Origin of the sequence: Blautia sp. Marseille-P2398 (genome assembly GCF_964240315.1) — a bacterium.
Lineage (GTDB): Bacteria > Bacillota > Clostridia > Lachnospirales > Lachnospiraceae > Blautia_A > Blautia_A wexlerae.
The window spans coordinates 83,347-96,509 of record NZ_CAXSTD010000004.1 but is presented as its reverse complement, the minus strand read 5'-3'; the positions used below and the strand labels follow the sequence as shown (position 1 = coordinate 96,509).

10 protein-coding genes are annotated in these 13,163 nt (G+C 41.7%); 3 read left to right on the top strand and 7 right to left on the bottom strand.

Features of this window, described 5'->3' with window-relative positions; genetic code table 11:
* Nucleotides 1-342 precede the first annotated feature (342 nt).
* A complete protein-coding gene (locus tag ACESZG_RS06260; RefSeq protein ID WP_373217775.1) occupies nt 343-1,461 on the top strand; it encodes a heparan-alpha-glucosaminide N-acetyltransferase domain-containing protein in 1,119 nt (372 codons plus the stop codon).
* 159 nt (nt 1,462-1,620) lie between these two features.
* Here ACESZG_RS06260 and tnpA read toward each other — a convergent pair whose 3' ends face one another.
* The 7 genes from tnpA to ACESZG_RS06225 all read right to left on the bottom strand — a co-directional run bounded on the left by tnpA (nt 1,621) and on the right by ACESZG_RS06225 (nt 10,666).
* The gene (gene tnpA / locus ACESZG_RS06255) at nt 1,621-2,091 is read right to left on the bottom strand and encodes an IS200/IS605 family transposase (RefSeq protein ID WP_008708385.1); all 471 of its coding nucleotides are present in this window, start codon (nt 2,089-2,091) and stop codon (nt 1,621-1,623) included.
* Nucleotides 2,092-2,345: 254 nt separating this feature from the next.
* On the bottom strand, nt 2,346-3,038 hold the full coding sequence (locus tag ACESZG_RS06250) for a response regulator transcription factor (RefSeq protein WP_025578647.1): 693 nt from the start codon (nt 3,036-3,038) through the stop codon (nt 2,346-2,348).
* Between the two features lie 10 nt (nt 3,039-3,048).
* Nucleotides 3,049-3,879 carry a helix-hairpin-helix domain-containing protein gene (locus ACESZG_RS06245; protein ID WP_373217772.1) on the bottom strand — a complete coding sequence of 277 codons (831 nt, stop codon included), beginning with the start codon at nt 3,877-3,879 and terminating at the stop codon, nt 3,049-3,051.
* A gap of 96 nt (nt 3,880-3,975) precedes the next feature.
* Nucleotides 3,976-4,410, bottom strand: coding sequence for a DMT family transporter (locus tag ACESZG_RS06240; RefSeq protein WP_195277550.1), 435 nt, complete (start codon nt 4,408-4,410; stop codon nt 3,976-3,978).
* 113 nt (nt 4,411-4,523) lie between these two features.
* On the bottom strand, nt 4,524-8,084 hold the full coding sequence (locus ACESZG_RS06235) for a hypothetical protein (protein ID WP_373217770.1): 3,561 nt from the start codon (nt 8,082-8,084) through the stop codon (nt 4,524-4,526).
* Between the two features lie 114 nt (nt 8,085-8,198).
* Nucleotides 8,199-10,265 (bottom strand): hypothetical protein, encoded by a 2,067-nt coding sequence (locus ACESZG_RS06230; RefSeq protein ID WP_373217768.1) that lies wholly within the window; start codon nt 10,263-10,265, stop codon nt 8,199-8,201.
* A gap of 26 nt (nt 10,266-10,291) precedes the next feature.
* The gene (locus ACESZG_RS06225; protein ID WP_008706201.1) at nt 10,292-10,666 is read right to left on the bottom strand and encodes a response regulator; all 375 of its coding nucleotides are present in this window, start codon (nt 10,664-10,666) and stop codon (nt 10,292-10,294) included.
* Between the two features lie 385 nt (nt 10,667-11,051).
* On the opposite strand from ACESZG_RS06225, the gene ACESZG_RS06220 reads away from it, so the two are divergent.
* Nucleotides 11,052-11,768, top strand: coding sequence for a LytR/AlgR family response regulator transcription factor (locus ACESZG_RS06220; protein ID WP_373217766.1), 717 nt, complete (start codon nt 11,052-11,054; stop codon nt 11,766-11,768).
* Nucleotide 11,769: 1 nt separating this feature from the next.
* The gene (locus tag ACESZG_RS06215) at nt 11,770-13,089 is read left to right on the top strand and encodes a GHKL domain-containing protein (RefSeq protein WP_373217764.1); all 1,320 of its coding nucleotides are present in this window, start codon (nt 11,770-11,772) and stop codon (nt 13,087-13,089) included.
* Nucleotides 13,090-13,163 lie beyond the last annotated feature (74 nt).

Sequence of the window (13,163 nt, the reverse complement as noted above, 5' to 3'; positions counted from 1 at the left end):
ATAGATGTTTGTTTTGTTTGTCTAATTTTTATCAGCTTTGTTCAATACTAAACCATCTCAGATGTAAACCAAACTAAACTGAATCAAACTGAATAATTGTTACTGTTTACGCACCACTATCCCGAGACATACAAGCCAAAATTCCATTGCCGCAGACAATTTGGAATGAATTTTAGCTACGTTACTGAGAACGGAGTAAACAGTAATGTACGTGTGTACAATGTCAGAAATATTATGATTGTGCTATGATTCTGCCTGTGCTACACTGTCCATATGATATCAGTGACAAAAGATAAGTGTTCCGTTCTCACTGAAAATATCCGGATAAAGGAGGAGGTAAGTATGTTTTCTTTGAAAGAAAAAGAAGTGAATACAGGACGTCAGAGGGAACTTGATCTGGTAAAGGGTTTCCTGTTGATCATGATAGTATTTATACATTCATTTCAGACAATAGGTGGTGTCGCAGCAGCCGAATCAAATGTACATAAGATTCTGTTTGCGCTCTTCATGCCGACAGGTGCCTGCCTGTATCTGTTTACCATGGGATTCGGAAGTGCTTTCACACGCCATTCCCAGCCCAAAGATATGGTTAAAAATGGCATAAAGCTGTTATTCTATCAGGGATTAAGCAATTTATGCTATGCAGCTGTAATGACAATCAGTTTTAATATAAGAAATTCCATTACAGTTGAAGCTGCAGGCAGCAGAGAATTATATGACGCAAATCTTTATTCCATGCTTACATTCGTAAATATATTCTTTATAGCCGGTATGTGCTATCTGGTGCTTGCGGTCTACAGGAAATTAAATGTAAGCTTAAGGGGATATGTCATAAGTGCTGTAATAGTCGGAATCATATCACCATTTACAAAGTTGCTGGTTTCTGATGATCCGGCAATTAACTGGATCCTGGATATGACTTTCGGTGGAAAAGGTGAAACCAGCTTCTGCTTCTTCCCATATTTGAGTTATGTATTTCTTGGATATGTTTTTGGAAAAGTGCTCAGAAGAATCCCTGAAGATGAAAAAGGAAACTTTTATAAAGAAAGCGGGATCATATGTGGGATTACTGCGGCGGTATGGTTTATATGCTGCATTGTACTACATCCGGGCATTGAGGGATTCTTTAATTATATGATCGAACAATACAGAATCCCGGGGCTTGCAAAGGTACTCGGAAGTTTCTGCAGTATCATATTTGTGTTTGCAGCTGCATTTCGTATCATGCCAATAATGGAAAAATGGAAATTCGGATATAATAAACTGTGTTATTACTCAAAACAGATTTCAAAGATGTATGCCGTACATATCGGAGTTTACTGGACACTTGCCGGTTTTGCTGATTTTTACGAATTTGGGGTAAAAGAATGCCTGATATTGTCAGTGGCAGCACTGATCGTGACTGATCTTCTTGTACATGGATACATCATAATTACAGATAAAATAAAAAACAGAAAATAGCAGAATGCTTTTTATCTGCACAATCACGACCACCGGCTTAGCCGGTGGTTTGCTTTGACCCTATAAGGGTCTATTACCGGCACTGGAGTCTAAAGACTCATCGAAATAGGTTCGCCAAGCGCAACATCATTTACCTACAAAGCCCTTTCGGGCTTATCTTTATTTGTTACGTTTTACTGGCTCACCCGTAAACGGGTCAATATACTCTTTCAGTGTCATTTGATCATATTCCAGATCATCCTGTAACTGATTTGCTATATATTCCTGTATTTTCTTTGCATTTTTCCCTACCGTATCTACATAATATCCGCGACACCAGAAATGTCTGTTTCCATATTTGTACTTCAGATTTGCATGTCTTTCGAATATCATTAATGTACTCTTTCCTTTTAAGTACCCTACAAAATACGATACACTTATGCTTGGCGGAATTTCTACTAACATGTGTACATGATCTGGACATATCTCTGCTTCAACAATTTTTACACCTTTTCTTTTGCATAACATACTCAAAATATCTGCTATATCCTGTTTAATTTTTCCATATGCTACTTTTCTTCTATATTTTGGTGCAAAAACAATATGATACTTACAATTCCACTTTGTATGTGATAAACTATTATTATCCATATGGATACCTCCTGTGTATATTAGTGCGGTTGGCGAACCTACATTAATTATACCACCGGAGGTTTTTTTCTGTAAGCTGAAGTAATGCTGACTCACCTGCATAGCAGGTGGTTTATTTGTTTTCCAAAGCTCCGTTTTTCGGATCAGCGAAAAACTCCACAATGGCAAACAGGGCTTTGCCCTAACAAAAAAACAGACCACATTTTATGATCTTTGTTTCATAAAATGTGGTCTGCCTGTTTCATGCGTTCTTTTTATTGAGCCTGGAAATAATATCCAACGCCCCACTTGGTGTGTACATACTTCGGTTCACTTGGATTGGTTTCAATCTTCTCACGGAGACGGCGGATATGTACATCCACAGTACGTACATCACCCGGATACTCATATCCCCATACAATGTTCAGCAGGTTCTCACGACTGTAAACCTTATTCGGATTAAATACCAGAAGCTCCAGTACATCAAATTCCTTTGCTGTCAGATTAATCTCTCTACCTGCAATAAATACACGTCTGCCTTCACAGTCCATACGAAGATCGCCCACCTGAATGCTCTTTGCCTTTTCTTTCTCCTCGTGGTCGCTTCCCGCACGGCGCATGATCGCTTTGATACGTGCCTTAACTTCCAGGATATTGAACGGTTTGGTGATATAATCATCCGCACCATATTCAAGACCAAGGATCTTATCCATATCCTCACCCTTAGCTGTCAGCATCACGATCGGCACATTGGAAAATTCGCGGATCTGCTGGCATACTTCCAGCCCGTCCATCTTCGGCAGCATCAGATCCAGAAGGATAATATCATATTTTTTATCTTTTGCTTTCTCTACTGCCTCTTCTCCATCATAAGCGCAGTCTACCTCCATACCATCCTGTTCCAGACTAAAACGGATTCCTTTTACGATCAGTTTCTCATCATCTACTACCAAAACTTTCCTGCTCATTCGGTTCTCCTTATCCTACTACTATCTCATCTTTTATCTTTGCAAAAGTACCTTCTTTGATACCCTGTACATTCATAATATCCTCTATCGCAGCAAATGGCCCGTTCTCTTCTCTGTAGGCAATGATTGCCTGCGCACGTGTTGCACCGATCCCCGTCAGCGTAGTAAGCTGAGCTTCATCTGCTGTATTTATGTTGATCCTGTTATCCTGCTGAACCTGAGCGGTCATCCCTGTGTTCTGTCCTGTCCCGGCACTTCCATTCATCTGTCCATCTGATGCTCCGGCCATCTCTGCAGGATCCAACCCCTGCCGCTCCATCTCTTCCTGTGTGAGAATATAAAGCTGCTGTCCATCTGTCAGAACTCCAGCACGGTTTACACAGGTTAGAGCTGCCTCGGGAAGATATCCTCCCGCCGCCTCAATCGCCTGAAACACCCGGCTCCCGGCTGCCAGCTGAAAAACTCCCGGATTCGCAACTGCTCCGCACACATCTACATAGATCATCTCTGGCTGCGTTTCCCCAGTTGAATTTATCTCCGTCCCATTACCTGCATCTGAACCATCTGATTCTGCCTGTTTTTTCCGGGACTCTACAGAACTGCCATCATCATTCTGTCGATCTTCTGTATCAGCTTTCTTCTCAGTTGTATCTTTCTTCGACTTCTGTCCTGATGTTTTCTCTTCTGATGACTCCGCATCCACCTCTGCCTTTGCTTCCTGCAATCCATCTATCAGAAACTGTGCCTCTCTGCTCTTACATCCTGTCAGTCCTGTAAGAAACAAAGTTCCACACAATATCAGTGTCACAGTATAACAACATCTGCTTTTTATTTTTGTCATAAGGGTCCTCCTCTTATTTCTCAGAGTAAGAGTCCCCCTGTCCATAATGCCACCCTTATTGTAACGAAATCTTAAATATTTTACAATAGTAAAATCTTATTTTTGCCATTTAAATATAATAATTCCGAAAATCGCAATCAACAATCCAAGAATTTTGCGCCATTCAAAGGGTTCTTTATCTACCCCAAACAACCCGGCCAATTCAATTACATAAGCAACTACCAGCTGCGAAATAACGATCAGCATTGCTGCCTTTGCCGGTCCAAGTGCTCCCATACTCTGGATTACTGTAATTGTAATAAACGCTCCGACCACACCACCAAGGAGTGTATATTTATTGTCCACCTGCCAGAGTGCAGCCACACTTTCCCGTCCTGTGAAAAGCCAGGCCAGAACACAGACTGCAAAGGCTGACAGCTGCACCCAGCCGGTTGATACCCAGAGACTGGTCTGCTTTGTCACCTCCGTGTTAAAAACGCCCTGAATGCTCATCAACGCACCCGAAATCAATGCCACTATAAATCCCCACATAAATCTGCCCTCCTGGATATATGATCATTCTGCTTACTCCGGTAATCATTCCTGTACCGAAAAGAGGTACCGCCACTTAGCAGTACCTCTTGTTTTCTTTAGTATTAGTCTATTCAGTTACGAAAAAAACATACAGTAAATTTCTTCATTGTGGAGTATGGACTGTAAACTCTGGATTTATCCTTGGAGGTCTTATTCCAGGAACGTACTGTCACATACCAAGTGCCTTTCTTTACATTTGTAAAGGTTACAGTTACGGTATTTTTGCCTTCTGTACGTTTCACGTATTTCTTAACAGGATATTTCTCTCCTGCGGAGGTTTTGTATTTGTTTCCAAGCAGGATCTCATAACCTGTGGCATTTTTGCATTTTGTGTAAGTAACAGTCACAGTATTTCCTTTTACAGTGATATCCCTGATCTTTGACTGCTGTGGTGTGACAACTGTGATCTTGATCTTTTTAACCTTTGTCCAGGAACCATAGACCTTATTGCCCTGTGCATCCAAAATCCAGCTTCGGGCTGCCACATACCAGGTACCTTTCGACAGATATCTGAAAGATGTCTGTGGCTTGCCGGTTGAGGAAACTGTCTGGCTGAATTTGCCAGTCTGGAGCATATTTGATTTCTTACTGATCACAAAGTCATAACCCTGAGCCCCTGCACATCCTTTGGAAAGTTTGACAGTAACCTTGTTTCTGTTAATGGAATAGCTGGAAATCTTTGTGTTGGCAGGACGCAGGTATGCACCATTTTCATCTGTGATACTTCCGTCTGTATGAATGACTCTGCCGTTGAGAGATTCTGTACCAAATGCTATGAAATAATCCTGTCCTTTGGAAAGGGTAAAGTCAGCATATGGAATGCTGTCCTCAAATGCCTCGCTTACAGTTGCGGTCTGGATACACCGAAGAACCTTGTTCTCAGCATCATACCAGAACAGATTTGCCATAAGTCCTGCACAGGAGGCATCTGCCTTTACGGAAAGCACAGCCGGGAAATCGAAAGCTCCGTTTCTTCCAAGATGGAAACCGAAATCATTCTGGTTTGTGGAGATCAGGCTGTATAATGCTGTCGGGATATGTTCTTCTGTGTTTGTAACAGAAAGATCGGTATCTATAGGTGTCTCTGATGTAATGGAAGTACCATTGATCTTCCAGATGAAACCATTCTCCATATCAAGGTTCAGGGAAATATCTTTGCCTTTTATCCCGGATAAAACAGAAGCAGGAAGTGTCCTGGCGCCGTTCAGCGTAATGGAGATGGTATCTTTTTCTTTGGATGTCTTGATCAGATCATTGACTGCATCCCAGCCTTTTTTCTGGAAACTTCCCTCAATGTAAGGATCACCGTCATTGATCTTGCCGATGTTTTTTGTATCCTGATGTTTGCAGCGTTTACAGGTATAAATTACAATTCCGTCAGTTTCAGCAGTTGGCTCTGTAATAATAACACCTGTATCATAGTCATGTCCGTATGCAGGAATCGTGGAACCGTAATAGATGGTTCTCTCGCAGTCGTTACAATAGGTATCTCCGCTGTAGCCGTTGGAAGTACAGGAAGGAGAGGAGTAGTATCGTCCAACTGTATTTTTGTGTTCACATTCATTTCTGGTGATTGTGTAAGTAATAGATTCTTGTTCGTAATTCCCCTTATCGTCGCCATTGTAAATTGCGGTAGCTGTAATGGATTTTCCAACTTGCAATTTCTGATCAAGATTAACATCTGTACGCCATTTCCAGTCACTTGAAAAAGGTCTGGTAATGTCTCTGATCTTTTTACAGGACCATGGAACGAATATAGTAGTTTTATTAAAATCTGCTCCTGGTGCTACAGGGGCTTTTTCAATAGTAAATGTCCAATCTCGACTTTCTAATCCATTATGTGCAAAATAGGATTCACTTGCCGCTATCTGAGCTTTTACAGTATATGTGCCTGCATTTACAGGAGCACCTTGGAGCGGTTCGGTGGTATCTTTGATATAATACACCAATGAGATTTCTCTGTCATTTTCAGGTGTAGGTTTAAATTTAAACTTTAATGAGGCTTCTTTAGGTTTACCATTGTAAGTAGTATTTGCAGGGGGCGTAAAATCAAAATCATTGACAGCTTGCCAGGCTTTGAATTTTTTTTCTAAAGTGTCGAACCCATAATTCCGTATTTGAGGTTTTTGAGTGGTTTCTGTTTTACCTTTAATAACAGTATAGCTGTCTTGAGAACTGTCTTCGAGCTCGGGCAGCCAAACATACAGATTAGTATCATTAGGATCGAGAGAGGAATGGTTTACAAACATCTCGTTCCATATTGAATGACCTGTTCCGGTTTTGATTGTTACCTTCGCCTTTTCGGGATTTTCAATAGTACAACGGTAAACTTCCTGTTTTAAATCATTTTGGGGTTGGCAACCCAATTTGTCAGCTTTTACAGAACCACCGGAAATAGTAATCTTAGAGCTAGGGCTACTACTATCACCACCTCCGCCAATAGCATCTCCGAATAAAGAATCTGCTGATACTAAACTATTGGAAATAATAATATTGTTACTATTTTTCAAATAGCCTCCGCCAATGCCAGCTCCGGATGAAGAATCTGCTGTTATTGTTCCTTTCTTGATAGTAATATCAGAACCATAGCCATTTCCGCCGCCGCCAACGCCTGCTCCAAATGCAGAATCTGCCGTTACGAATCCATTCTCAATGGTAATGTTAGAACCATGACATTGCTCACCGCCACCAATGCCTGCTCCGTTACCGGACTTTGCCGTTATTATTCCCCCATCGATAAAAATTTTCTCACCATCGCCTCCCTTATATCCACCGCCACCAATGCCTGCTCCGATTTTAGAAGATGCCGTTATGGTTCCTCCATTAATAGTAATGTTAGAGCCTTTTTGCTCAACACCACCGCCAATGCCTGCTCCAATGTTAGAAGATGCCGTTATGATTCCTCCATTAATAGTAATGTTAGAGCCTTCTTGCTCAGCACCACCGCCAATGCCTGCACCCCACGCCAGAACCCACTTTCCGCCAGTCTCGGTGGAAATGTAAGTGTCCATGGCTGTGGCAGTCAAACTTCCAGCAGAGTTTGGAACATTGTCTATTATAAGTTTAGAAGTGTTCTCTTTCTGCAAAGCTGCTGAATTACGATTGCTTGTTTTAAGAACATTTTCACCCTCTAAATATATATGTACCTCTGCGTTAAGCTTCTCTGGAATTAATAATGCAGGACCTTCACTGGTCTTGATGTTTACATCGTTCAGATAAATACAGATGGGCTTTGCCGCGGTAATAGTATCAGAAAGCTTGATTCGATTAGAAGTTTCCGTACCATTACTGGTAAATCTGTAAGCTGTATCACCAGAAGCTATGGTATAAACATTACCTGTGATAGAGTTACTTGTTAGATCGACATCTACAATCTGTGGTTCTTCATTTGGCTTATTTGTTTCGTTATTATTATCCTCAAATTCAGATGTACCCTCTGAAAATACAGATAATTCTTCTTCTGTTTCTCCTGCTGACTCCTGATTTTCATCGGTAAAAACTTCAGGAGTTTCTTCCTCAGACACTTCCTCAGGATTCCCAGAAGTAAATTCTTCTGCAAATACAGTCTGAGGAAGTATATTGGCGGAACACAATGCCAGTGCAAGAATACCGGCTAATAACTTTTTCTTCACAAAACTTTCTCCTTTTGATGATTATGGATTTTGTTATAGTTAGTGTACCAAATTATATTTACAACGTATAAGTTCCATATCAAAATGTACTGCAATGTAGATATTCAAATCTGATCAGGCACCCAGAACAGCAGATATCTTAATCTCTTTTTCTGTTTCACTGAGATCAAAGTCACCGCCATCTTCCACAGTCATATGTACCTCATACAATACGTCTTCGGATAACATATCCGGTGTTTCACCATCTTCTGTCTGGATATGCCATTTCTCTGCCGGAACTTCTTTCAAGGTACCATCTGTACCATATGCATACAGCTTCAGAGAACCTGTTTCCCCTGAGATTCCTTTCATACGTATTGCAACGGTCGTATTCGGATGTACGTTCTCAATTGTGATCGTATTCAGCCATCCTTCCACATCTCCCTGGCCGCCGTCTGCCGCAAATTTCTCCTGGCTTAACACATTGCGCATTGCCTGATCCAGATTCACCTTGCGGTAAGGCATTTCCGGCAGATATACAAACCTGTCCTGCAGTCTCAGAAGTTCCAGATAGCCGGTCGGACAATAGAGCGCATTTCCGCTGTTTCCCGCATACATACCGATAGCCATGTTGTTGTATCCCGGTTTGTCAGAAATATCCATGGTAAATGCAGTCTCGCCTGTCTCAAAATCAAGCATGATATACTGCCACATACCAGTTTCCATATCCTGAACATATCCGTAAATATATCCTGTTGCAGTGGACAGCTTCATCATGGAAGTGTCAGACAGATCACTTCTGCACCAGATACTCTTCATCTCATATCCGTCCTCCGTCTTAACTGTATCCACACGTTCTATACCCGGTGCGATCATTTTATTACCCTGTCTCAGCCAGCCCACATCATAAATATTCTCATAGCTTTGTATTGAGGAATCATTATCTGCTTCTCCCAGCTTCGCACTTCCTGCACCAAACCAGTTACATACGATCGTGCTTACTGTTCCCTCTCCATCATCATATACAATTGCAGAATTTTCCACAGACACCTGTGTACCTTCCGGAAGCTCATCTATAACAGGCATGCTCGCAACCTGTTCTCCTGTTTTCATATCCACCGCAATAAGATTTACCGGATCCTGATTATCTGTAAACATAACCAGATCGTTGGTCAAAGACGGGGAACATCCACCTCCCCATGCAAGACCGCCACCTGTCGTCTCATCACCTTCTTTGCTTTCCTTGGCACCCACACTTTTATAGGAAGTTTCCCAGACTTTTTTCACACCATTATCCGCCTGGAGCAGATAACACTTCAGATTTGTCAGAATGACCGCACCCTCCTTAGATGCCGCAATACCATTCTCTGCACCCTCTCCCGGTTCCAGTTCATATACAAACACTGCATCTGACAGATCTACATCTTCTCCATTCAAGATCTTATCGATAGCTGTACGGGAAACATATCCAAAGGTTCCCTGCTGTTTTCTGTCAGGATAAATGCGGAAGCCTCCTGTTGCAAACCAGAGATTTCCCTCATAATCAAAAACTACAGATAACAGATTCTGATCCAGTGTTTTTCCAAGTGCAGCCTCTGCTGCCGCTTTAATATCAATATCCAGCACTTTCTCAAATTCCGGAAGTACATTTCCGTCTTCATCTGTTGCCTTCAGCATCAGTACATGGTTATTATTGGTCGGACACACCAGACGGTTACTCTCATCTACAAAGGAATAGGAACTCTGGATCAGATAATCTCCATTATCATGCTGTTTTGGAGAAAAATATCCCAGTGTCTGTGTTTCCTCTGCATTAATATCACGGATTGCCAGTCCACCAAGCAACGGAACTACTGCATGTCCGTAAGAATCAAAAAAGACTGCCGGGGAAGCATTAGGATTAACTTTTTCATAAGAAACATTGATCTCAGAATAAATATCAACAGGCAATACCTCATCTGTTGAATCTGTATTATAGCAGTCATGATGAATATTGGAATCACTTGCTGCCATATAAGGATTCACATCCATAACCTTCGGTGTAAGTGTCTTTATAGGCAGTTCTGATGTCTGACCTGCATTTTCCTCTGTCTGTGTTTCTTCTACCTGTGTTTCCTCTGCACGTACCATATTTATTGACGGTTCAGATGTTGTAGCTGCTATAAAAGCGATCATTGCAAGAATTAAAGCTCTTTTCTTCATAATTGTTTTCCTCCTGAGTGTTTTTGTCATATTACATTTCTGCGTTCAAACCAGATGGAGAGTCCTTCTTTTATTTTCTGCTCTTCCACAGGTTTCATAAAAAAATATTCTATCCGCATCCTGAACGCATGAAGCGAAAAATCAAGATCACTGCACCAGATGATCCCACATTTCGGATACAGGGAACGGAGATGTTCTGCCGCATTCAGCCCAGACACACCTGGCAATGCAAGAAACACCACTGCCGGTACTGTTTTTCGTATCCGCCCAAAAAACTGTTCCTGATTCTGATAGATTTCAATCAATGGAAAAACTTTCTTTTCTGTACAGTAATTCCTGATATATTCCGCACAGTTCTGTCCTTCCTGTTCCTGATCAGTTAATATGGCAATACAATACACGACATCCCTCCTCTTCCATTTGATGTACTCCCATTTGTTATCCTCATTATAAAAAAGTCAAAAATTTTTTCAATAATTCTGTCACGAAACGACAGAAAATGACACGAATTGCAAATCCATGGTATTGTTTTGTGATATACTTATAGCAGAATTTTATGATATCAGGGTCAAAAGTTCAAAAAGTCGTTCGTGCTTGCACGATAAGACTTTTGAACTTGGGACCCGCCAAACATGAGAAAGCAGCGATTTACGTAGTAAATCAGCGGATTTCGAATGTTTGAGAATTGCGGGAGCTGCTTTGCAGCGAAGCAATTCGTAGATATCAAGTTAGGGGCAAAATACCTTTTGACCCTAACATCATTTTATAAACAAAGGAAGATTTACTATGAGAATTGCAATTGTTGATGATATTTCAGAAGAACGGACACTGTTGCGAACCAGACTGGAATCTCAGTTTTCCAGACGTAATGTCCATATAGATATATTTGAATATGAAAATGGAGAAACTTTCCTCACTGCAGCGAAGGAATGTCCTTTCACGGTAGTGTTTCTGGATATTTATATGAATGGTTCTAACGGGATTGATACAGCAAAAGAACTTCGCAGATCAGATACTGACTGTCTGCTAATCTTTACAACAACTTCTACCGACCATGCATTAGAAGGATTCCAGGTCCGGGCTCTGCACTATCTTGTAAAGCCCTACAGTGAAAATGATATTTCCGCACTGACAGACGAAATCCTTTCCCGCATCCCGGATTCCGGGAAATATATAGATGTAAAGGTAAACGGCAGTAATATTCAGATCCCCTTTCGGAAAATAATCTACGCAGAGCATTTTTCCCATATGATCCACATCCACACTGCCGGTGAAAGGGAACTGATCACCCGCCAGTCCTTTGATTCCTTCATAACCTCCCTGAAAATGGATCCACGCTTCTATCAGTGTAACCGGGGCGTTGTGATCAATCTGGAGCATGCAGTTGATTTTGACGGATCAGGCTTTCGCCTTGATAACGGAAGCAATGTCCCTGTCAGCCGGAAGCTGCTGAAAAACGCCAGACAGACATTTATGGAATTTCTGTTCCAAAGGAGGTCCTGAAATGACTGACATACTTCGCCCTGTACTTGAACTTTCCGTAATCATTCCCGGTATACTGCTGGCATATCTGCCTGTAAAGAACTATCTGAGGCAGACACCGCTTAAGCTGACAGCATGGCTTCTTCCCCTTCTTCTGGGAATCTGTATTTTGGGAGGGGCAGTTTGCTGTGCCCTGCAAATTCCCACCAGATGGTTCCTGTTTCCTCTGCTGCCTGTCATTATGCTCATTTACCATAAAACATTAAAAATCTCTGTCTGGAAATCCGTCAGTATTTTTCTGGCAGTCTTCGCAGTTTTTACATGTGTCAAAAGTCTGTCCCGGGCAGTCAATGCACTTATGACTACTGACCTGCATATTACAGAAAACGAACTGTGGTTGCACACTGGTGCCGGAATTTTCTATAATGTCATCTGCCTGCTGTTTGTTCTGGCAGCTTGGTATCCTGCCTGCCACTGTGTACAGACAATGGTCACAGACGAGAACTTTGCCCAGACCTGGTATGTATTCTGGATCCTTCCGGTAATCTTCATCGGAGTGAATCTTTTTATGATTCCCAAACACCGCAGCACTTTATATACCGGGCGTATTCTGCAGTGTTATATTGTTTTCAGTCTTGTACTGCTCATAATCCTGCTTCTGTTCTATGTCCTGTTTCTTATGATGGCAGTCAGCCTGAACAGAAATGCCAGACTTCAGCAGGAGAACCATTTTCTTTCCCTTCAACAGGAAAGATACGAGAATCTCTGCATGGCCATTGAAGAAGCAAGGCAGGCACGTCACGATATCCGCCATCATTTTGTCCGTCTGTCCACTCTGGCAGAACAGGGTGACATAGAAAAAATTAAAGAATATCTCTCTGCTACAACCGGCAAAATCTCTGACTATAACCTGCATTTCTGTGAAAATCAGGCTGTTGACAGTGTTTTCGGATATTATTCCACCATTGCAGAAAGAGAAAACATTCCTTTTCATGCACTGGTTTCCCTGCCTGCTGATCTTTCCATAGATGAGATTAATCTGTGCCTTGTGTTTTCCAATCTGCTGGAAAATGCCATCCAGGCAAGTGTAAAAACAGCGCCCGCCCGCAGAAAGCTTAACGTGGAAGTTTATCCCCACCATAATCATCTCCTTCTGATCCATGTGGAGAATACCTTCGATGGCAAAATACAGCAAAAAAACAATATTTTCCAATCCTCCAAACGCTCTGGAAACGGCATAGGAATCGAATCTGTCCGCCACATTACCGACAAAAACGGCGGTGCCTGTGACTTTACCTATAAAGATGGTATTTTCTCTGCAAAAATAATGCTCCGGATATAATCAGTTACTGATTATACCCGGAGCATTTTGTAAAAACACTCAGATTCATGCCAAACAGATAAAATCATCCGTTT

Coding starts and splice junctions, on each gene's coding strand:
- tnpA (WP_008708385.1), bottom strand. CDS start 2,091: ATGGATAATAATAGTTTATCACATACAAAGTGGAATTGTAAGTATCAT.
- ACESZG_RS06245 (WP_373217772.1), bottom strand. CDS start 3,879: ATGACAAAAATAAAAAGCAGATGTTGTTATACTGTGACACTGATATTG.
- ACESZG_RS06230 (WP_373217768.1), bottom strand. CDS start 10,265: ATGAAGAAAAGAGCTTTAATTCTTGCAATGATCGCTTTTATAGCAGCT.
- ACESZG_RS06220 (WP_373217766.1), top strand. CDS start 11,052: ATGAGAATTGCAATTGTTGATGATATTTCAGAAGAACGGACACTGTTG.
- ACESZG_RS06260 (WP_373217775.1), top strand. CDS start 343: ATGTTTTCTTTGAAAGAAAAAGAAGTGAATACAGGACGTCAGAGGGAA.
- ACESZG_RS06215 (WP_373217764.1), top strand. CDS start 11,770: ATGACTGACATACTTCGCCCTGTACTTGAACTTTCCGTAATCATTCCC.
- ACESZG_RS06240 (WP_195277550.1), bottom strand. CDS start 4,410: ATGTGGGGATTTATAGTGGCATTGATTTCGGGTGCGTTGATGAGCATT.
- ACESZG_RS06250 (WP_025578647.1), bottom strand. CDS start 3,038: ATGAGCAGGAAAGTTTTGGTAGTAGATGATGAGAAACTGATCGTAAAA.